The 20712-nt window shown below is 71.6% G+C and carries 19 protein-coding genes, 1 pseudogene and 1 riboswitch; of the genes and pseudogenes, 6 read left to right on the top strand and 14 right to left on the bottom strand.

Annotated elements, in window-relative coordinates; translation table 11 throughout:
- The first annotated feature begins 50 nt into the window (after positions 1-50).
- Positions 51-815: a VOC family protein gene (locus tag ACQP2Y_RS01575; protein ID WP_360550841.1), complete on the top strand. Its 765-nt coding sequence runs from the start codon at positions 51-53 to the stop codon at positions 813-815.
- Here the strand turns inward: ACQP2Y_RS01575 and ACQP2Y_RS01570 are convergent.
- From ACQP2Y_RS01570 to mqnE, 8 genes and pseudogenes are all read right to left on the bottom strand, one after another.
- Positions 812-1576, bottom strand: a complete 765-nt coding sequence (locus ACQP2Y_RS01570; RefSeq protein WP_433723882.1) for an ABC transporter ATP-binding protein — start codon at positions 1574-1576, stop codon at positions 812-814. The genes ACQP2Y_RS01575 and ACQP2Y_RS01570 overlap by 4 nt on opposite strands.
- Complete coding sequence (locus ACQP2Y_RS01565) at positions 1573-2634, bottom strand: FecCD family ABC transporter permease (RefSeq protein WP_433723880.1); 1062 nt, start codon at positions 2632-2634, stop codon at positions 1573-1575. Before ACQP2Y_RS01565 ends, ACQP2Y_RS01570 begins: the two co-directional genes overlap by 4 nt.
- 16 nt (positions 2635-2650) lie before the next feature.
- On the bottom strand, positions 2651-3568 hold the full coding sequence (locus ACQP2Y_RS01560) for a helical backbone metal receptor (RefSeq protein WP_433723878.1): 918 nt from the start codon (positions 3566-3568) through the stop codon (positions 2651-2653).
- Between the two features lie 112 nt (positions 3569-3680).
- Positions 3681-3747: riboswitch (cobalamin riboswitch) on the bottom strand.
- Between the two features lie 62 nt (positions 3748-3809).
- A complete protein-coding gene (gene lepB, locus ACQP2Y_RS01555; RefSeq protein ID WP_433723876.1) occupies positions 3810-4400 on the bottom strand; it encodes a signal peptidase I in 591 nt (196 codons plus the stop codon).
- Positions 4401-4606: 206 nt separating this feature from the next.
- Positions 4607-5905: pseudogene (locus ACQP2Y_RS01550) on the bottom strand (M14 family metallopeptidase); the annotation flags it as partial.
- Between the two features lie 192 nt (positions 5906-6097).
- Positions 6098-6412 carry a DUF4229 domain-containing protein gene (locus ACQP2Y_RS01545; protein ID WP_433723874.1) on the bottom strand — a complete coding sequence of 105 codons (315 nt, stop codon included), beginning with the start codon at positions 6410-6412 and terminating at the stop codon, positions 6098-6100.
- 11 nt (positions 6413-6423) lie between these two features.
- Entirely contained in the window at positions 6424-6852 is a 429-nt protein-coding gene (locus ACQP2Y_RS01540) for a hypothetical protein (protein WP_433723872.1), read from the bottom strand.
- A gap of 35 nt (positions 6853-6887) precedes the next feature.
- The gene (mqnE, locus tag ACQP2Y_RS01535) at positions 6888-8057 is read right to left on the bottom strand and encodes an aminofutalosine synthase MqnE (RefSeq protein ID WP_360551923.1); all 1170 of its coding nucleotides are present in this window, start codon (positions 8055-8057) and stop codon (positions 6888-6890) included.
- Positions 8058-8344: 287 nt separating this feature from the next.
- Between mqnE and ACQP2Y_RS01530 the strand changes: the two genes are divergently transcribed.
- Positions 8345-9901, top strand: coding sequence for a C40 family peptidase (locus tag ACQP2Y_RS01530; protein ID WP_433723870.1), 1557 nt, complete (start codon positions 8345-8347; stop codon positions 9899-9901).
- Positions 9902-9960: 59 nt separating this feature from the next.
- Here ACQP2Y_RS01530 and ACQP2Y_RS01525 read toward each other — a convergent pair whose 3' ends face one another.
- The gene (locus ACQP2Y_RS01525) at positions 9961-10590 is read right to left on the bottom strand and encodes a hypothetical protein (protein WP_433723868.1); all 630 of its coding nucleotides are present in this window, start codon (positions 10588-10590) and stop codon (positions 9961-9963) included.
- A gap of 43 nt (positions 10591-10633) precedes the next feature.
- Between ACQP2Y_RS01525 and ACQP2Y_RS01520 the strand changes: the two genes are divergently transcribed.
- The 3 genes from ACQP2Y_RS01520 to ACQP2Y_RS01510 all read left to right on the top strand — a co-directional run bounded on the left by ACQP2Y_RS01520 (position 10634) and on the right by ACQP2Y_RS01510 (position 15326).
- Entirely contained in the window at positions 10634-12196 is a 1563-nt protein-coding gene (locus tag ACQP2Y_RS01520) for a hypothetical protein (RefSeq protein ID WP_433723866.1), read from the top strand.
- Positions 12197-12435: 239 nt separating this feature from the next.
- Entirely contained in the window at positions 12436-14298 is a 1863-nt protein-coding gene (locus tag ACQP2Y_RS01515; protein ID WP_433723864.1) for a DEAD/DEAH box helicase, read from the top strand.
- Positions 14299-14702: 404 nt separating this feature from the next.
- Positions 14703-15326, top strand: coding sequence for a putative glycolipid-binding domain-containing protein (locus ACQP2Y_RS01510; protein ID WP_433723862.1), 624 nt, complete (start codon positions 14703-14705; stop codon positions 15324-15326).
- Here ACQP2Y_RS01510 and ACQP2Y_RS01505 read toward each other — a convergent pair.
- The 3 genes from ACQP2Y_RS01505 to ACQP2Y_RS01495 form a co-directional block, all read right to left on the bottom strand.
- Positions 15323-16789: a hypothetical protein gene (locus tag ACQP2Y_RS01505; protein WP_433723860.1), complete on the bottom strand. Its 1467-nt coding sequence runs from the start codon at positions 16787-16789 to the stop codon at positions 15323-15325. The genes ACQP2Y_RS01510 and ACQP2Y_RS01505 overlap by 4 nt on opposite strands.
- A gap of 110 nt (positions 16790-16899) precedes the next feature.
- A complete protein-coding gene (locus ACQP2Y_RS01500; protein ID WP_433723858.1) occupies positions 16900-17994 on the bottom strand; it encodes a PLP-dependent cysteine synthase family protein in 1095 nt (364 codons plus the stop codon).
- Between the two features lie 3 nt (positions 17995-17997).
- Positions 17998-18459 carry an Lrp/AsnC family transcriptional regulator gene (locus tag ACQP2Y_RS01495; RefSeq protein WP_360550808.1) on the bottom strand — a complete coding sequence of 154 codons (462 nt, stop codon included), beginning with the start codon at positions 18457-18459 and terminating at the stop codon, positions 17998-18000.
- A gap of 221 nt (positions 18460-18680) precedes the next feature.
- On the opposite strand from ACQP2Y_RS01495, the gene ACQP2Y_RS01490 reads away from it, so the two are divergent.
- Positions 18681-18956, top strand: a complete 276-nt coding sequence (locus ACQP2Y_RS01490; protein WP_125808202.1) for a BldC family transcriptional regulator — start codon at positions 18681-18683, stop codon at positions 18954-18956.
- On the opposite strand, the gene ACQP2Y_RS01485 is transcribed toward ACQP2Y_RS01490, so the two are convergent.
- Both ACQP2Y_RS01485 and ACQP2Y_RS01480 read right to left on the bottom strand, forming a co-directional pair.
- Positions 18929-19564 (bottom strand): UbiX family flavin prenyltransferase, encoded by a 636-nt coding sequence (locus tag ACQP2Y_RS01485; protein WP_433723855.1) that lies wholly within the window; start codon positions 19562-19564, stop codon positions 18929-18931. The genes ACQP2Y_RS01490 and ACQP2Y_RS01485 overlap by 28 nt on opposite strands.
- 25 nt (positions 19565-19589) lie before the next feature.
- The gene (locus ACQP2Y_RS01480) at positions 19590-20711 is read right to left on the bottom strand and encodes a hypothetical protein (protein ID WP_433723853.1); all 1122 of its coding nucleotides are present in this window, start codon (positions 20709-20711) and stop codon (positions 19590-19592) included.
- Position 20712 lies beyond the last annotated feature (1 nt).

Genomic DNA, 20712 nt, shown 5'->3' with positions numbered 1-20712 from the left:
TCGCGGTGTAACGATCCATCTGTCGTCCGCCGTAACCCCGAGGAGCAGGCATGAACCCACCGACCCCCGGTGTACCGAACTGGGTGGACCTGGGTACCGCCGACCTCGCGGACGCGATCCGCTTCTACACCTCGCTGTTCGGCTGGGAGGCCGAGGTGTCGGGCGAGGAGTACGGCGGCTACACCACCTTCCGGCTCGACGGCCGGGCCACCGCCGGCGCCGGCCCGCTCTACGGCGAGGGCCAGCCGACCGCCTGGAGCACGTACGTGGCCACCGACGACGCGGACGAGATCGCGGCCCGGGTCGAGGCGGCCGGTGGCAAGGTGCTGGTGGCGCCGTTCGACGTCATGTACCAGGGCCGGATGGCCGCGTTCCTGGACCAGGCCGGCGCGCCGTTCAGCGTCTGGCAGGCGGGCACGATGCGTGGTGCCGACATCTTCGACGTGCCCGGCGCGCTGACCTGGAACGAGCTGACCACCCGGGACCTGGAGGGCTCGGCCGCGTTCTACGGCTCGGTCTTCGGCTGGGTGGCCCGGGAGAGCTCGGTGAGCGGCATGGACTACATCGTGTGGGAGCACGAGGGCCGGCAGATCGCGGGCATGCAGGCGATGGACGGCGATCGGTGGCCCGACGACCTGCCGCCACATTGGATGATCTACTTCGCGGTGGCCGACTGTGACGACTCGGCCGCGTACGCGCAGTCGCTGGGCGGCCGGATCGTGCACCCGCCGACCACCCTGCCGATCGGCCGGTATGCGGTGGTGGACGACCCGCAGGGCGGCACGTTCTCGATCCTGCAGGGCACCAACGGCTAGCCCCGGACCGGTACGACCAGCGGTCCCTGCCCACCGTCGATGACTTTGACGCGTACGCGGTAGTGCCGGGCCAGCAGTTCCTCGGTGAGCACCTCCCACGCGGTGCCGGCCGCCACCACCCGGCCGCCGGCCAGCAGCACCATCCGGTCCGCGTACTCGCCCGCGATCGACAGGTCGTGCATCGTGGCCAGCACCGTGAGGTCGCGTTCGCCGCGCAGCCGGTCGATCAGTTCGAGCACCTCCTGCTGGTGACCGATGTCGAGCGCGCTCGTCGGCTCGTCCAGCAGCAGGATGCGGGCGCCCTGGACGAGCGCGCGGGCCAGGAACACCCGCTGCCGTTCGCCGCCGGAGAGCGTGTCGAGCCTTCGGGTGCGCAACCGGTCCAGGTCGAGTGCGGTCAGCACCTCCCCGACAGCAGCCAGATCGGACGCGGACTCCCGGCCCAGCGCCGGGATGTAGGGCGTGCGGCCGAGCAGCACGTAGTCGAGGACCAGCATGCCCGGCGGCACCACGGGCGACTGCGCCACGGTGGCCACGGTCCGGGCCCGTTCGCGCCGGGGCAGCCGGTCCAGCGGGGTGCCACCCAGGCCGACCGAGCCACTGAACGGCAGCAGCCCGCCGACGGCCCGCAGCACCGTGGACTTGCCCGCGCCGTTCGGGCCGATGATCGTGACCCACTCCCCCGCGGCCACGTCCAGATCGACCCCGTCGACGATCACCGAGCCGCCCAGCCGGACCCGCAGCCCCCGCACGCTGATCATGAGGCCCCGCCGACACCGCTGCGGCGCAGCACGAGCGCGAAGAACGGCGCGCCCAGGAACGCGGTCACCACGCCGATCGGGATCTCCGCCGGGCTGGCCACCGTACGCGCGACCAGATCGGTCAAGGCCAGGAACGCGCCGCCGAACAGCACCGACAGCGGCAGGATCGACCGGTAGCTCGGCCCGGCCAGCAACCGCAGGGTGTGCGGAACGATGATCCCCACGAAACCGATCAGCCCCGACACCGACACCGCGGCCGCCGTGCCCAGCGAGGCGGCCGCGATCAGCAGGTAGCGGCTGCGCTGTGGGTGCAGGCCCAGGCTGGTCGCCTCCTCGTCGCCGACGGTCAGCACGTCCAGCTCGCGGCGCTGGGACAGCACGATCGCGGCGGTGATCGCCGCGTACGGCAGCACCAGCAGCACGTCGTGCCAGCCCGCGGTGGCCAGCCGGCCGAGCAGCCAGGAGTAGACCTCGCGCAGCGCCTCGATGTGCCGCTGCAGCAGGAACGTCTGGGCCGCCGCCAGGAACGCCGACACGGCCACGCCGGAGAGGATGAGCGTGGCCGGCGTCCGCGACCGGCCGCCGGCGCCGCCGAGCACCCAGGTCAGGGCGACGGCGACGGTGGCACCCACGAAGGCGGCGAGCGGCACCCCGATCGGCAGGTCCGCGGTGGCATCACCGACTGCCGGCCGGAACGCGATGACCACCGTCACCCCGAGCCCGGCGCCGGCCGCGACCCCGAGCAGGTGCGGATCGGCCAGGGGATTGCGGAAGACCCCCTGGTAGGCGGCTCCGGCCAGGGCGAGCAGGGCGCCGACGAGCAGGCCCAGGACGACCCGGGGCAGGCGGAGCTCGGTGACGATCGCCGTCTCGCGCAGGCTCAGGCCGGTGTGGATCCGTACCCCCGGAACCAGGTCGAGCAACGCGGCCGCGACCCCGGCCGGCGGCAGCGCGACCGGCCCGAAGGCCACCCCCGCGACCAGCGCGACCAGCACCGCGAGCACCCCGCCGGCCAGCCAGCCGGGCCGCAGGCCGGCCGGCCGCGGCAGATCCGTCATGCAGTGCCCACCTTTGTCATGCGGGGACCTTGGCCACCGCATCGGCGACGGCCCGGACCAGGTCGACCACCCGCGGACCCCACCGCGACGCGACGTCGTCGTCCAGGGCCACGATCCGGTCCTGCCGCACCGCGGTGATCTGCGACCAGCCCTTGCGCTGCTTCACCGTCGCCGCGGACTGGCCGCAGCACTTGGTGTCGGCCAGGAAGATCAGGTCCGGGTCGGCCGCGACGAGCGCCTCCGGGGAGAGCTGCGGATAGCCATTCTTGCTGCCGTCGGGATCGGCGGCGTCCGCGACGTTGGTGAGCCCGAACGGCGCGAGCAGCGAGCCGATGAAGGTCTTGGAGGTCGCCGAGTAGAACGTCTGGTCGATCTCGTAGTAGTAACTGAGCGGATCCTTCCGTGGCGGCACCTCTTTGACGATCTTGTCGATCTCCGTCCGCATCCGCTGCACCAGCGCGGCCGACTCGTCCCGGTGCCCGGTCAGCGCGCCGAGCTGGTCGATCTGCCGGTAGGAGTCGTCGATCACCTTGGCCGCCGGCGCGAGCAGCACCGGGATCTTGAGCTTGCCCAGCTGGTCGACGACCTTCTCCAGGTCGTCGGAGACCACCACCAGGTCCGGGTTCCGCGCGGCGATCGCCTCAACGTTCGGCTTGAAGCCGGACAGGTCGGTGCGGGGCGCCTCGGCCGGATAGGTCGACTGGTCATCGACCGCCACCACCTGCGGGCCGGCACCGATGGCGAAGAGCATCTCGGTCGCGGTCGGGGCGAGCGACACGATCCGGGCGGGCCGCTCGGCCAGGGTCACCGACCCGACCGTGACCGGGAAGGCGGCGCTCGAGGCCGCCGGCTTCCCCTCGTCCTCGGCACCGCCGCCGCAGCCGGTGAGCAGCAGGGCGGTGACCGCGATCGCGGCCGTCACAAGTCGTCTCATTCTGGTCCTCCTGTCGGCCGAGGCTGCGGTGCTTCGCCGACCGGAGGAACAAGGCCCGGTCCGCGAGGCGCCCCTCCCCGGGAGCGCTGAATCGCGACCGGCGCCCAGGCGACCTGGCTTCACCCGCGCCGCGCGGGCTAGGGCTCACAGTTGCGGGACAGCGCCGGAATCCCACCGGCTTCGCTGCGACGCGGTCCTGTCGAAACTAGCCCAGGCGCCGGCGGCGGGACGAGGAGACCCGTCAGCTCAGCGGCCAGATCCGGGCCAGGAGGCGGCCGTCCACGGCGTCCTGCGGGATCGTGCCCAGCTGACGGGAGTCCTGGGAGACCAGCCGATGATCGCCCAGCACGAAGAGCTCGCCGGCCGGAACGGCGACCGGTGCGCCGCACTCGCCCGTGCTGGCGGCACTCTCCAGGTAAGGCTCGTCGAGGGCGGCACCGTCCCGGTACACGCGGCCGTGCCGGATGCCGGTCAGCCGGAAGCTCACCTTGTCGACCACGAAACGGTCCTGGACCCGTACGGTCGGCTCCATCGAGCCGCTCGGCATGTACCGGGGGGTGAGCACTAACTGGTTGACGACGACCGCCACGGGCACCATCAGCAGGATCGCGAATACGGCTGCGCGCTGGAGCCGTACCCCTCTGGGCAGGGTCTTGATCCTCGCCCGGCGCTCGTGCCACACCGCGCGCAGGCCGCCCGCGGCCCAGCGCACCGCCTCCCAGCTGCCGGTCGTCTGGTCGAACTCGGCCAGGGCCGCCTCGCCCCACGGACCGCCCCGGGCGCGACGCCCCCGTACCGCCGCGACCAGGACCGCCCGCGCCGCCCGGCGCATCACGCTTTCCTCGGCACGAAGGCCGCAGCCGGGCCGGGCTTCTTGCGCGCCGCGACGGCCAGACGTTCCCGGGCCAGGGCGACGCCGTCCGTGGTCAGCCGGTAGGTGTGCTGCGGCGGCCGGCCGGGCTCGTCGGAGGCCTCCCAGCCGGTGTCGAGCAGCTGCTGGGCGGAGAGCTCGACTTACTCCGGCCACACCACCGATCAGCAGTACGTGGACTGCTTACCGATCACCTTGTACGGGCAGTCAGCCGCCTCAGCCAGCAGCAACGCGGCCTCCTTGTTGCGGCTGGTCTCCCGGGTGATCACGCTGGCGGGCGGGTAGAAGCCGCCGGCCGACGAACTGGTCGGGTACAGCTCGAAGGTGTACGCGAAGATCTTGTGCGTGCCCCAGAGCCAGTCCAGCGAGTCCCCGTCGGTGATGTAGAGATCACTCGACTGCTGCGGGGTGTACCGGTTGGTCGCCGCCATCTGCCGGCCCAGCGTCGCGAACGTGTTGTTCTGGTCCACGCTCATCCCCGTACCGGTGTCGGCGGTGGTGTGCCCGAACGGCCACAGCACCAGCTCCGAGTACGTGTGGAAGTCCATCGCGGCCTTGATCTGCTGCACGCCGCCGACGACTCGGCTGTTGACGAAGTCGCGGATCACCCGGGTCTCGGGCGCCGAGAACGCCGCCGGGCCGCGGTACGTGTCCGAGGACGTGCTGCCGGACGAGCCGCCGCAGCAGCCCCAGCGGTAGCCGTAGTTGCGGTTCAGGTCCGTGCCGACGTACGAGGAACCGGAGTTCGGCTGGCGGTTCTTGCGCCACGAGCGGTAGCTGCCGGTGGCGACGTCGTACTCGGCGCCGTCCGGGTTGACCGACGGGACGATCCAGATCTCGCGGCTGTTCACCACGTTGCGGATCCGGGTGTCGCTCGCGTAGTTGTCCGCGTACAGGTGCAGCAGGTAGATCGCCATCTCCACGGTGAGGTGCTCACGGGCGTGGTGGTTGGCGTCGTACAGCACCTCGGGCTCGGCCTCGTCGGTGCCCACGTTGTCGGACAGCTTGACCGCCACGATGTCGCGGCCCTCATAGGTCTTGCCCAGCACCCGCTTGCTCGCGATGGCCGGGTACCGCGCCACGATGGCGTTCACCTCGGCGACCATCTCGGCGTAGTTGTGGTACGCCGCGTCCCGGGACGGGAAGTCGAAGGTGGACACGTCACCGCTGGGCACCGCGGTCGCGGCGGGCTTGACCGTGAAGCCGAGCGCCCGCAGCGCCTTGACCTCGCGGCCGGTGGCGGTGATCTCGACGATCGAGTGCTCCATGCCGTCGATCGCCGCGCCGGTGCCCGCGATGGCATTGCGCTGGGCGAGCGTGCGCACGTCGTAGACCTCGTACGGGGCCGCGGTGTCCGCCGCGCGCGGGACCGCGGTGGCGGCCGGGGCGCTGGCGGGGGAAGCGGCGATCAGGGCCAGGCCGGCGGTGACCGCGGCGACCAGGCCGGTGACGCGTCGTCGTCTCATGAACGACCTCCGGGGGGGTGTCAGAGGGGGTTCGGGCCCCGTCACTGCACCACCCGGCATCGACCTTTGGCAATGGAATCGAGCGCCGCGAGACCATGCCAATGTGCCCCCTACGTCGACATGATGACCGCATCACTGTCGCGCACACCGACCACGCGGGGTGCCCGATCAGCGGAAATCGCCGACCTCGGGTCAGGAAGCCTTGGCCTCCCCAGTGGAGGATGCCTCACCGGGCGCCGCGCGGTCGCCGGCGGCGGCCGCCGCCTCGTCGCCGGCCAGGGCCGCGCGCAACCGGGCCTTCTCCGCCTGGCGGCGCTCGGCGACCGTGCCGAGCTGCTCGGCCATCTCGTTGCGCCACTTCGCCAGCAGGAAGTAGGAGAACCCGGCCGACGCCAGCAACGCGATCATGGCCTTGACCAGGAAGGCCAGCGGGACCGGCACCAGCAGCGCGAAGACGACCACGAACAGGCCCAGGCGGCCGAGCGTGTATTTGACGGCGGGACTCATGACGACTCCTGTCAGCCCGCGCGGTGGCTGAGCCACCGCAGGCCGTAGAACCAGACCAGGCAGTAGACGACCGTCAGGCCGAGCGCACCCACAGCGCCGCTGACCAGCGGCGGGAACGTCGCGGCGGCCAGGCCGGCGAGGGTCATGCCGACCGCGACGCCGAAGCCGGCCGCGAGGGCCGCCACCACGATCCGGTACGCGCCGTAGCCGGCCGCGCGGAACTCCTCGGTGAACAGCCACACCGGCAGGATCAGCGCGAGCCAGCCGCTGGACGAGCCGAAGTCGAAGGCCCGGGCCAGCGACATGACGCCCTCGAAGAGGAGCAGCACGACGATCCCGGTGACCCAGCCGGCGAGTGCGACACCCAGCAGATCACCGACGGTCACCAGGCGTCCGTCGGCGTCGCGACGCGGGCGGCGCTCACTCTTGGTTTCGGCCATGACAACAACGAGGGTACGCCGGGAGGGTCCCGCCGCTACGCCCAGACCTGCTGCGGCTCGCTGCGGCGCTCGGCCAGCGACACCGGCCGGTCGTACTCGCGGACGATCTCGTAGCGGGTGTTGCGCTCGACCGGCTGGAAACCCGCGTCCCAGATGATGTTCAGCAGGTCGTCACGGTGCATCGTGGTCGGTGTGCCGTACGAGTCGGCGTCGTGGGTGATCTTGTATTCGACCACCGAGCCGTCCAGGTCGTCGGCGCCGAAGTTCAGCGACAGCTGGGCCACCGACAGGCCGTGCATGACCCAGAAGTTCTTCAGGTGCGGCACGTTGTCGAACATCAGCCGGGACACCGCGAACGTGCGCAGCGACTCGGCCGGCGCCGCCATCGTGGTGCGGGACTGGATCCGGTTGCGGATCTTGCCGTCGGCCGAGTCGACGAAGTCGTGCTGGTAGCGCAGCGGGATGAAGACGGCGAAACCACCGGTCTCGTCCTGCAGCTCGCGCAGGCGCATGACGTGGTCGACCCGGTGCCGCGGCTCCTCGATGTGGCCGTACAGCATGGTCGCCGGGGTCTTCATGCCCTTTTCGTGGGCGAGCCGGTGGATCCGGGACCAGTCCTCCCAGTGGCAGTTGTGGTCGACGATGTGCTGGCGGACCTCCCAGTCGAAGATCTCCGCGCCGCCGCCGGTGAGGGACTCGAGGCCGGCGTCCATCAGCTCGTCGAGGATCTCGCTGGCGGGCAGGCCGCTGATCTTCTCGAACCACTGGACCTCGGTGGCCGTGAAGCACTTGAGCTTGACGCCGGGCAGCGCCGCCTTCAGCTCGCGCAGCACCTTGGGGTAGTACCGCCAGGGCAGCGTGGGGTGCAGGCCGTTGACGATGTGCAGCTCGGTGAGCCCCTCGCCCTCCATCTCCTTGGCCTTGCGCACGGCCTCGTCGATGCGCATCGTGTACGCGTCCTTCTCGCCCGGCTTGCGCTGGAAGGAGCAGTACGCGCAACTGGCGGAACAGACGTTGGTGAGATTGAGGTGCCGGTTGACGTTGAACATCACCCGGTCGCCGTTGAGCTCGGTGCGCTTGTGGTGGGCCAGCCGGCCGAGCCAGGCGAGATCGTCGGACTCGTAGAGCGCGACGCCGTCCTCGCGGGTCAGCCGCTCACCCGCGTAGACCTTGGCCTCCAGCTCGCGCTTCAGCCCCACGTCCATCTGCGGCATGTCCGCCCCCTTCACCGTCAACTCGTGGTCGAGCGTACGTCCTTGTTTCGGCGGATCGACGTCCGGCGGCTTCGGGGCGGCGCGGATCACGTCGTCGGACTTACGATTCACAGCGTCCTGTCATGTCCAATCAATCGACATCGGTGCCTTGGTTGGGGTATGACCTTTACAGGGACGCGAAGCGGTGGTGGGCGACTGCCGCGGACGGGGAGCGCATGTCGATGAGCGGACAGCACAGAAGCGGACGAACGCTACGGATACGCCCATGGTGGCGACCGTTGGCGTACTCCGCCGCGACTGCCGCCGCCATCGCAGCTCTGTTCAACCCGCTGCCCGCCTCCGCCGCCCCGCCGGCCGCGCCCCCGGCGCCCGCTGTTCCCGACGCCGGTTCCCGGCCCCTGGCCCAGGGCTCGCTCGTGCTGCCCGGCCAGCAGGTCCCCACGACACCGACGACGGCACCGATCACCACCCCCGGCGTGGCCCTGACGCCGGTGATGGCCAAGATCGAGAAGGGCCGTACCGAGCTCGCGGGCCTCGGCGAGCGGCTCACCAAGGCCAAGGACGAGGTCGACCTCACGACCCAGCAGGCCGCCGCCGCGGACCAGAAGGTGACCCAGTCCTCCGCCGCGGTGTCCCAGGCCCGCACCGAGGTGGCCAACGCCGCGGCCGCCGCGGTCCGGGACGCGGCCGCCCTGCCGCCCGGCTCGATCGGCTCCGGCCTGTCGGACCTCGACTCGCTCGCCCGGATCAACCGCGGCGACTCCGCGACCCAGCAGGCCGCCAGCCGCCAGCTCACCATCGCCGAGACCATCTACAACGCCGCGCTCGCCGAGCAGCAGGCCGCGCAGGCGCGGCTCACCACGTTCACGGCCGACCGCGACAAGCTGCAGAAGGATGTCGACAAGAAGTCGGCCGCCCAGCAGAAGCTCGAGCAGGACAACGCCGCCGCCATCGCCGCGGCGGACAGCGCCCAGGCAGCCCAGGACGCCCAGGCCGGCGCCGGCTACCTGGCCGGGGAGAACGCCGGCCGCGGCGCCGACCCGCGCGCCATGGCGGCCCTGCGCTTCGCCCTGGCCCAGCGCGGCGACCCGTACGTGTGGTCCGAGGAAGGCCCGGACGAGTACGACTGCTCCGGCCTGATGTGGGCCGCCTACCGCTCCCCGGGCGCCGGCGACTTCAAGCTGACCCGGGTGTCCCGCGACCAGTACTTCCAGACCCGCGAACGCGTCGTCGACCGCTACTCCCTGCTCCCCGGTGACCTGCTGTTCTTCAGCTCGTCGAGCAGCTGGCAGCAGATCCACCACGTCGCGATGTACGCAGGCAACGGCATGATGGTCGAGGCGCCGCGCACGGGCCTCAACGTGCGCCTGGTCCCGGTCCGCTGGACGCGGCTCTTCAGCGCGACCCGCATCTACGGCTCCATCGAAGGCACCGTGCAGGGCCCCAACCTGGGCTCGCCGGACCCGGAGACGCCGAGCGACCACAACCCCAAGCCGGGCACCAAGCCCACGACCAAACCGCCGACGACGACGAAGCCGACCACGCCGTCGCCCAAACCCACGACGCCGTCGCCCAAGCCGACCACCCCGTCGCCCAAGCCCACGACCCCGTCGCCCAAGCCGACCACTCCGGAGGCGACCCCGACGACCGACAAGCCGACGACCACGCCGCCCACCACAGCCGCGCCGGTCACCACGACCCCGTCGGAGGACAAGCCGGCATCACCCGAGGGCTCGGCGGAGAACTCACCGACGAAGGCCGACAGCCCCGAGGCGACCAAGTCGACCTCCACCTCAGCCAGCACCGGTGAAGCGTCGAAGTCGTCCGGCTCCTAGCGCATCCGAGTCCCGCCAGCCATGATCTTCAAGCGGCGACCGGCCGACGCCGGGTGCGCTCATGTGCGCTGATGTGGCACGGTAGTTACCAAGCGCCCGGCAATCGGTCTGCCCGGCGTCCGGCACGTGGCGTCGGCACGCGGGTGACGGCGATCGGGAGGACCCATGGACGAGCAGCAGGCGAAACCGGACAGCGACGGCAGGACGCCGCCCGCTGCGCGGCCGCCCGCGAGCAGCGCCGGGCCGAAGAGCGACCAGGGGTACGAGCTGCCCCCGCCGCCGGCACCGGGCGCGCTGTGGGCCCCGGCGTCCGGCACCGACGCGTCGAAGTCGCCGTCCTCGGGCGGTGCGTCGACTGCTCGGGCCTCGGCGTCCGCGCCGGTCAGTGCGGCTCCGGTCAGTGGTCCTAGCAGCGGGCGGGCCTCGGTTTCCGGCTCTGCCTCTGTCTCGGGCGGCTCGGCCGGCTCCGGCGGCTCCGCCAGCTCTGGCGGCTCGGCCGGCTCTGCCTCTGCCTCCGCTCGCCCGGTGAGTCCAGGCAGCGTCTCGGCGGCCGTGCGGCCGGCTAGTTCCGTCTTCGGTTCCGCTGGCTCCTCCGCTTCGCCGGCCGTCCCTTCTGCTGCTGCGGCGACCAGTTCGGCCGGCTCGTCGGCTTCGGCGGGCTCGTCGGCTTCGGCCGGCTCGTCGAGCACGCCGGTCTCCGGTGGCTCTCCGGCCGGGTCGGGCTCTGCCGCCGTGCCCACCAGCTCCGCCAGCGGCCTCGGCGGCGCCACGCGGCCCGTGTCGGTCGCACCGAGCGCCAACGCGGCGCGCGCCACCGTGCCCGGCGCCATCGACCCGGCCGGCGCGCGGGCCACCACCTGGCCCAGCGGCCAGGCCAAGATCTACGGCCGCACCGCGGACAAGCCGAGCACCGACGGCACCCCCGCCAAGGACGACTCCGGCACACCGAACGCCGCCGCCCAGTCGAGCACCATCGACAAGCAGGGCACCGCCCCGAAGCCGGATGCCGCTTCTCAGTCGGACATTTCCGGCAAGGTCGCATCTCCCGAGGCAGGCGCGGAGAAGGCCGGCGGAGAAAAGGCAGGTGCGGTCAGCTGGATGAGCGTCGGCGACCGCCCCCGCCAGCCCACCTCGGGCACCACCGACCGCTCCGCCACCGGCGACAAACCCGCCACGAAGCCACAGAGCACAACCCTCGGCACGGACGAGCCCGATGCGGTCCCCGCCAGCCCGGACCCGTCGAGCCCGGCCCCGTCGAGCCCGGCCCCGTCGAGCCCGGCCCCGTCGAGCCCGGCCCCGTCGAGCCCGGCCCCGTCGAGCCCGGCGCCGTCCAGCCCGGCCCCCTCCAGCCCGGACCCGTCAGGCCCCGAGCCCTCCAGCCCGGACCCCACGCTCCCGGAGCCGTCGACCCCGGAGCCGGTCAAGCCAGCACCGGCCAAGCCCGAGCCCACCCGGCCCGAGCCGGCCCCGCTGCCGACCCCGCACCCGACCCCCACCCCCAGCCCGGCCCCGCAGCCAGGCCCCGCACCGAGCCCCACGCCACCCAGCCCCACGCCCGGTCCGGCACCCAGCCCCACGCCGCCTGGCCCCGTACCGCCGGGCCCCGGTCCCAGCCCGATCCCGCCCGGCCCCGGCCCGAGCCCCATCCCGCCCGGCCCCGGTCCCAGCCCGATCCCGCCGGGTCCCGGCCCGAGCCCCGTACCGCCGAATCCTGGCCCGTCGCCGGTCCCGGGCCCGCCGCCGGCTCCCTTCCCCGGACCGCCGATGATCTCCAACTCGGGCGGCTCGCAGGAGCCCGGCGCTCTCCCGGCGTACACGATGCCGGCCGCCGCTCCTTCCGGTCAGTACGGCAGCCCGGCACCCGCCGCGAACAACTCGACCCCGTACGGGGTAGGCGCATCGGGCGGAGCCCGGCAGCCGTTCGGCGGACCGGCGGCTCCGGTGAGCACTCCGGTGACGTACGGCTCAGGTTCCGCCGCGTCGGGATCCGGACAGTCCACCGCCGTGCCGCAGCAGCGGGGTCAGGGCACCGTCTACGGCGGCTTGGCGGACTACGCGCCGGCTGACATGACGATGCCGGTGAACGTCAATCCGGTGGAGAACTCCGGTTCGCTGACCGGCCACATCCTGGCCCAGGGCTGGCGGGACGGTCCCGACAACCAGCGGCGCAGCAACGTCAAGGTGGCTGTGGCGATGCTCATCGTGCTGCTCGTCCTGGTCGGTGTGAGCGTCCTCTTCCTCTTCACCGTGGGCGACGCGTTCAGCGACATGATCGGTGGCGTTTTCAAGCAGTGAGTTGTCGTCGGCGACGGATGCCCCTAAGCTGGCGAGGTTGCGCCGAAGGGTGAGCCTGCCCACTACCGGCGCGGAATGCGGGCAGTGTCCAGGACGTTGACCCGTACACTGATGGAAGTAATTAACCTGGCGTGCCCTCAACGAGCACGCCACGGGCGTTCTTGCGGTCATTTCAGCGGCCGGCTGTTGGTAGCCGCGGCGGGCCATACGCGAGCATGCGCCCCCGTAGAGAGGTTCTCTTGACCACTTTCGCTGATCCCAGCACGTTCCCGTCCGTTGAAGAAGTTCTCGCCGAGTCCGGCGGCACCACCCCCAGCACTGACGCTTCCGATGCCGCCCAGGTCACCCCTGAGGCCGCCGTGGAGCAGACCGAGACCCACGAGGTCGAGGTCGTCGAGACCCCCGCTCCCGCCGTGCCGACCTTCGCCGAGCTGGGCATCCCCGCCGAGCTCGTCCGGGTGCTGAGCCGCGAGGGCATCATCGCCCCGTTCGAGATCCAGGCCGCGACCGTGCCCGACGCCCTCGCGGGCCGGGACGTGCTCGGCCGTGGCCAGACCGGCTCCGGCAAGACGCTGGCGTTCGGCCTGCCGCTGCTCGCCCGCATCGCCAAGAGTGGCCGGGCGCTGCCGCACCAGCCCAAGGCCCTGATCCTGGTGCCGACCCGCGAGCTGGCCATGCAGGTGGCCGACGCGCTGACGCCGCTGGGCCGCTCGGTCGGCGTGTTCCTCAAGACCGCTGTCGGCGGCGTGCCGTACGACCGTCAGATGGACGCGCTGCGGCGCGGCGTCGAGGTCATCGTCGCGACCCCGGGCCGCCTCGGCGACCTGATCGAGCGGGGCGCGTGCCGGCTCGACGCGGTCGAGGTCACCGTCCTGGACGAGGCCGACCAGATGGCCGACATGGGCTTCCTGCCCGAGGTCACCGAGCTGCTGTCCAAGACCCCGGCGAACGCGCAGCGGCTGCTGTTCTCGGCGACGCTCGACGGTGACGTCGACGCGCTGGTCAAGCGGTTCATGCACGACCCGGTGACGCACTCCACCAATCCGGCGGAGGCCAGCGTCTCCACGATGGAGCACCACATGCTCCTGATCCCGCCGCACGACAAGTTCCCGATCACGGCGTCGATCGCCAACCGGACCGGCAAGACCATCGTCTTCGCCCGCACCCAGATGGGTGTCGACCGGCTGGTCGACCAGCTGGCGGCGGTCGGCGTGCGCGCCGGCGCGCTGCACGGCGGCAAGACCCAGCGGGTACGCACCCGCACGCTGGCCGAGTTCAAGGAAGGCCGGACGAACGTGCTGGTCGCCACGGACGTCGCGGCGCGCGGCATCCACGTCGACGGCATCTCGCTGGTCATGCACGTGGACCCGCCGAAGGACCCGAAGGACTACCTGCACCGCGCGGGTCGCACCGCCCGGGCCGGCGAGTCCGGCGCGGTCGTCACGCTGGTCCTGCCGAAGCAGCGCCGCACCACGGCATCGATGATGCTGAAGGCGGGCGTCACGCCGGCCGAGCTGCGGGTCCGCCTCGGCGACGAGCAGCTGGCCAAGGTCACCGGGGCTCGCGAGCCCAGCGGTGTCCCGGTGAAGATCGAGCCCGAGCCGCGCGAGCGTGGCGACCGGCCGCGTCGCTTCGGTGACCGGCCGCAGCGTGGTGGCAGCAGCTACGGCGACCGTTCCCGCGGTGGCAGCAGCTACGGCGACCGGCCGCGCACCGGTGGCGGAGACCGTTCGTTCGGCGACCGTCCGCGGGGCAGCTTCAGCGGCGGCAGTGGCGGCAGTGGCGGCGGCGACCGCACCTACGGCGACCGGCCGCGTGGTGGCGAGCAGCGCTCGTTCAGCGACCGTCCCCGTGGCGAGCAGCGCACGTACGGCGACCGCCCGTCGGGCGACCGTTCCTACGCCGAGCGTCCGGCGACCGGCGGCGACCAGCCGACGGGTGACCGTCCGTCGTTCGCCGACCGCCAGCGCGGCTTCGGCGAGCGGACGGCGCGCAACCTGAGCGAGCGTCCCGGCGGTTTCCGTCGCGAGCCCGCTCGCAACGACCGGCGGGAGACCGGCAACGGCCGCTTCTCGACCGGCCGTCCGGCGCACACGCACTGATCCATAGCACGTGAAGAAGGCCCCGGCGCTCCGCGCGCCGGGGCCTTCTTCTGCATGGCGGGGTTCGCGCCGAACCAGGAGCTGACGCCGGGGGTCGTGCCTGACCTGCAATGGCCAGCGGATCTCACCCCGGACCCGGAACGGGGACGGCAGAACTCATGCCGCACCCGGAACGGGGTGGCGGGGTCCGCGCCGAGCCCGGAACGGCGTGGCGGGTTTCGCGCCGGGCCCGGAACAGGGTGGCGGGGTTCGCGGCGGGCCCCGAACGGGGTGGCGGGGTTCGCGCCCGGCCCGGGACGGAGTGGCGGGGTTCGCCCCGGCCGGAACGGGGCCGCCGGATTCGCGCCGAGCACGGGACTGCGTGGCGGGGTTCGTGGCGGGGCGGGAACGGGTAGTCGGTAACTATGGCCGTTCTGCCGGGTTCACTTTTCTGGGATCGCCGCGACACGTCCGGTGCTGAGCATGCACTGGTTGATACGCAGGCCGGGCTGCACGCCCGGGGCACCGCCGTGGCCGTCGATCCGATCGCCTACAGCGCCCGCTACGAGCTCCGCACCGGCCCGGACTGGGTCACCACCGCGCTCGAGGTCAGCACCGAGGGCGCCGGCTGGAGCCGCAACTTGCGCCTGGAGTCCGAGGGTGGACGGTGGCGGACATCGACCTCCGAGCGGGGTGATCTGGATGCGGCGCTGACCGCCGGCGGTCACCCCGGAGCCGGTCTGCCCGGCACCGAGGATCCGGACCTGCTGTTCGGGGCTTTCGACGTCGACCTGACCGGTTCGCCGCTGACCAACACGTTGCCGATCCGGCGGCTGGGGCTGCTCAAGGCCGAGGCGGGGGTGGCCCACCGGGTCAGCGTCGCCTGGGTGCTGCTGCCCAGCCTGGAGATCGTGCAGGCGGATCAGATCTACACCGCGCTGGGCGACGGGCGGGTGCGTTACGCCACCGAGACCTTCAGTGCGGATCTGGTCGTCGACGACGAGGGCTTTGTCGTGGACTATCCGGGGCTGGCCCAGCGGGTGCGCTAGACCTTGTCGCGGATCCAGGTCAGGCAGGTCTTGTCGACCGTCGTGAACGGCTTGCCGAACGCCTCGCGGGAAGCCGGGTCGAGGTCGCGGTTCTCCCGCAGGTAGAGCCGGACGAAGTCGAAGAGGGCGCCCTGGCCGTACTTGCGGGCGAGGCAGTCGGCGGTGAAGTGGCCGAAGCCGTAGAAGGCGTCGCTGGTGTCGGGGCTGGCGTTGTCGCCGGGGGCCTTCGCGGCGATCGACTTCGGGCGTTTGCTGCCCGTGAGCAGGGAGCGCACCGCCGAACGCCGCCAGCTGTCCGTGGCGGATCTCGGGTACCAGCCGACGTACTCGGCGATGCCCTCCTCCAGCCACATGTCGTCGCTGCCGCCGGTCCGGTACGCGCCACCGAGCGTGACGACGTGAGCCAGCTCGTGCTGGAGCGTGGTGGCGAGCACGTCGCTGTCCGTACGGACGGCGGAGATGTTCAGCACCACGTCGCTGCCCGAGTCCTTGAGCGGGATCGCGTAGCCGATGACCCATTTGTCGGTGATGCCGCCGTACCAGGTTTTCCACTGTTTGGCGCCGGCGACGTAGACGCGGTATCGGCGCTGGGGGTTGCCGACCAGCCCGGCGAAGCGGTCGTTGACGACGGCGGCCTTCTCGGCGGCGGCAAGCACCTGCTTGAAGTATTTGCGCTCGGTGCGGTTGCCGATCACGGTGACCCGCTCGCCGGAGAGGAAGCTGAGGTCGCCGGACTCCCAGGGGGTTGGCTGCTGGCGGCTGCGGCTCTTCTTCTCGGTGACCTTCGCGATCACGTACCGGCCGCTGACCTTTTTGAAGGTCAGGACCTGGCTGATCGTCGGCGGGCCGTCCGACGCGTTGTATTTCTCCTCCGGGCACTTGTCGGTGCTGAAGCAGTACGCGACCTCGGCCGTCACCTGGACCGTGCCGCTCTTGGCATCGACGGGGTCGACGGAGGTCTGGTAGGCGAAGTGGCTGACGCCCAGCCCGCGCAGCGAGCGGAACATCGAGGTGTACCGGGTGCGGAGCTTGGACTGGCCCGGGTCGACGGCGGCCAGCCAGCCCTTCTCGTTGTTGGCCAGCAGGGCGGCCGCCTGAGCCTTGAGCGCCGCGACGGCGGCCTCGGCGGGCGTCAGCGGGGTCCGCGCGGCAGTGGGCTCCGGGCCGGCCGCAGCGGCGCGCTCGTTGAGTGAGAGCGGCGCGCGGTTGACGTAGACGACCCCGGCACCGACGGCGAGCGCGGCGGCCAGGGCCAGAGCGGCACCGACCAGCAGGCCACGGCCCCGGCGAGACGGCGGCGCAGGAAAAGGCACCGGGACGATGCCGGGCGGCAGGTCACCGACCTCGATCGGCGACTGCACAAAAGGGTGGGTCGAGGGAAAGAACTCACTGGCCTGCGGCGCCCGCTGGCCAGGAATCTGGGCAAAACCGGCCGGCGGCGACGACCAGGGGCCGGACACCATCGGAGGAGCGGCGGGTACTTCCTCAGCGTCGTGCACTGCGCTCCTCGAACCCGAAACCCGTCACAGGTCTCAGATCCTCCCAGGTCCACCGCCGCAGCGCTGCCCCCAATTCAGGCAGGCTGCCAGACGCCCGTGGCCAGGAACGTGTCAATCGCCGCCAGGTGTGGTTCGAGGGTGATGCCCTGCCCGGCGACCCAGGCGTCCGAGTAGTACGTGTCCGCGTACCGCTCGCCGCCGTCGCAGATCAGGGTGACCACCGACCCCTTGTGGCCAGCCGCCCGCATCTCGGCGATCAGGCCGAAGGCCCCGCACAGGTTCGTGCCGGTGGAGCCGCCGACCCGGCGCCCGAGCACCGCCGAGCCGGCCCGCATCGCCGCCAGCGACGCCGCGTCCGGCACCTGCACCATCCGGTCGACCACCGCGGGCTGTAAAGAGGCCTCCACGCGGGGGCGGCCGATGCCCTCGATCCGCGAGCCGCGGCCGGTGGACACCGTCCAGTCGCCGGAGACGTAGGCGGGCCAGAACGCCGACCCTTCCGGGTCGACCACGCAGAGCTTGGTGTTCAGCTGCCGGTAGCGGGCGTACCGGCCGATGGTCGCGCTGGTGCCGCCGGTGCCGGCGCCGACCACGATCCACGCCGGTACGGGATGCCGCTCCAGCGCCAGCTGCAGGTAGATGGACTCGGCGATGTTGTTGTTGCCGCGCCAGTCGGTGGCCCGTTCGGCGTGGGTGAACTGGTCCATGAAGTGTCCGCGGAGGTCGGCCGCGAGCGTACGGGCTGCCGCGACGACCGCCGTCGGGTCGGTGACGAGGTGGCACTTGCCGCCCTGGAACTCGATCAGCGAGATCTTCTCGGGTGAGGTGCTCGCCGGCATCACCGCGATGAACTCGAGTCCGAGCATCCGGGCGAAGTACGCCTCGCTGACCGCGGTCGAGCCGGAGGACGCCTCGACGACCGGGGTGTGCGGGCCGATCCAGCCGTTGCAGAGGGCGTACAGGAAAAGTGAGCGGGCCAGCCGGTGCTTGAGCGAACCGGTGGGGTGCGACGACTCGTCCTTGAGATAGAGGTCGATGCCCCAGGAGCGGGGCAGTGGGAACGGCAGCAGGTGGGTGTCGGCCGAGCGGTTCGCGTCCGCCTCCACGAGCGCGATGGCCTCGCGGGCCCACTCGCGGGCGGTGTCGTCACAGCGGTCGTGCTGGTCCATGGCTCAACCTGCCGTCGGGTCGAGGCCGGGCTGGGGGCGGTTCTCCCATTTCGTGGACAGCGCGATGGCCGTCCTGGTCGACGCTACGCCGCGGGTCCGGTTGATGCGGACGATCAGCTGCTCCAGCTCGGCGATCGTGCCGACCCGGACGGTGAGCTGGTACGACTCCACGCCCGCCATGAAGTAGCAGGACTCGATCTCGGGCATCACCCGCAGCGCGGACAGCACGTCGTCGGTGTCGGCGCCGGAGTCCTCGACGATGCCGATCAGGGCGGTGACGCCCAGCCCGATGGCCTCGTGGTCGACCTCGGCACGGTACGCCCGGACCGTGCCGGCGGCTTCCAGCTTGCCCACCCGCTCGTGCACGGCCGGCGCGGAGAGCCCCACCTGCCGGGCCAGCTCCGCGTACGAGGAGCGGGCGTTGTCCCGCAACAGGTCGATCAGGCGCAGGTCGATGGCGTCCATGGCTTCAGAGGTTAGTGCGACACGTCCTGCTACCTCACGCCCGGTAGCGGGCTCGGACCGCCGGACGCAGCAAGGATAATGGTCAACGTCGCAATCGGGGCTTTTTCCGCATTTCAGCGACTTGCTGTTTTTGGCGGTGCTCTAATGGCACTACGTCCCGATCGAGCACGCCGACACTCACTGTGACCAACGGCGCTCCAACACGACGCGAGGAGAGGGCCGTGGACACAGGAGATCGACTGCTGACGCCCGGGGAGGTGGCCGCGCTGTTCCGGGTGGACCCGAAGACGGTCACGCGCTGGGCAGCCGCCGGACGTATCGGCAGCATCCGTACTCCGGGTGGCCACCGCCGGTTCCGCGAGTCCGAGGTGCGCGCGCTGCTCGAGGGCGACGGTGTCGTCGAGGAGATGCGCGAGGACGACGCCGCCAACCGCCCGCGCAACGGCGGGCCCACCAACCCGGGGCAGAGCTACGGCCCGCCCAACGGACTGCGCTGATTCAGCTCCCCCGCCCATCGCGTGAAGAGCTGATGGGGTACGCCCAGAGCGTCGAGCACCTTGCCGGCCACGAAGTCCACCAGTTGGCCGGCGGTCGCCTGCGCGCCCGAGCCGTAGAAGCCGGGGCTGGCCGGTAGGACCACTGCCCCGGCGTCGTGCAGGGCGATCAGGTGCTCCAGGTGGCTGCGGGTCACCGGGGTCTCCCGGGGCACGACCACCGTACGGCGGCGCTCCTTGAGGTTGACCTCGGCGGCCCGCTGGAGCAGGTCCTTGGACAGCCCGATCGCGATGCCGGCACAGGCGGCCGTGCTGGCCGGCACGACCGCCATCCCCTTGGCCGGGTACGAGCCGCTGCTCGGACCGGCGGCCAGGTCACCGGCGGACCAGTAGCTCAGGTCGCCGAGATCGCGGCCGAGCCACTGCTGCACGTCGTCCTTCCAGTGCGCGTCCCGTACGGTCGCCCCGGTCTCGTCGAGCAGCGTCAACCTGGCCGCCTTGGAGACGACCAGGTCAACTGCTTCGCCGGCATCGAGGAGCCCGTTCAGAACGGCCTTCGCGTAGGGCGTGCCGGAGGCTCCGGAGACACCGACGATCCACGGGGTGCGCATGCTTCCAGCATGCCCCAGGCGATGATCAGCTGACGGCCTCGGTGGCCGCGAACCAGGTCGAGGAGTCGGTCGGGTCGGCGAACTCCACGCTCTTCAGCATCTTGATCATCTCGGTGTTGCCGATGAAGCCGCCCCCGTTGAGCTCGACGAAGAACTTCTTGTCGGCGGTGTAGCGGTAGCAGAGGCCTTCCTGCGGGCAGTAGGGCGCGTTCCCGGGCGCGGTGTACTTCTGCTCCTTCGCCGGGTAGACCTGCAGCGACAGGATGGGCAGCTGGGTGTCCTGCACGATGAACGGGTCGCCGACGGTGCCGGTGAGCTTCTCGTACGGGAAGTCGCCCTTGATCAGGCGCAGGAAGGACGTCCCGGCGAACGTGGACTCGAGGTAGTCCGACGTCGTCCCGGCTGAGCCCAGCGCGAAGCCCGCGGGCACGTAACCCAGCTTGATGCCGACCTTCACCGGCTCCTCGGCGCCCCCGGTGAGGCCCTCGGCGATCGACGCCAGCTTCGTCGCGGGGTACTTGAGCCGGCCCTGCACGATGACCTGCGCCCAGGCGTCGTCGGCGTACTTCCAGGTGTAGGTGGACTCGGCGTACGGCGCCGGGATGCCGGGCTTGATCGCCTCCTTCTTCTCGCCCGCGTGGAACCAGCCGGCGCCCGACTTGGGATCCTTCTTCGCCTTGGCCGGGTCGAAAGCACCCTTCGCGTACGTCACCACGTGCCCGATGACGTTCGGCGCGTAGTACCGCCCACCGTTCTTGTCCTCGTACGCCTGGCCCTTGCCCGGCGCCGTGATTGAGGCGACCTGGTAGCCGGGGGTCACCAGGACGGTGCCGTCGACGGTGAGGTCTCCCACCTTGTATTTCGCGAACGTGCCGGAGAACTCGGTGGACGGATAGGCGAACGGCACCTTGGCCGGCTTCTCGGCCTTCGAGGTGGCCGCTCCGGCGTTCACCGTCGTCGACTTGTCGTTGCCCGCGGGCAACAGCTGAGGGACGGCGACCGCCCCGGTCACGGCGAGCACGACGGCGGCCGATCCGGTGCCGGCCCACAGCGCCCGGCGCCGCTGCTGCCGCTTGCGTCCGGCCGTCAGCGCGTCCTGCACGCTGTAGCGCGGGGGCGGGGCATCCGACTTGGCTTCCTGCAACATG

The sequence above is a fragment of the Actinoplanes sp. CA-051413 genome (assembly GCF_050955795.1).
Taxonomy (GTDB): domain Bacteria; phylum Actinomycetota; class Actinomycetes; order Mycobacteriales; family Micromonosporaceae; genus Actinoplanes.
This window is presented reverse-complemented; position numbering and strand designations above follow the sequence as displayed.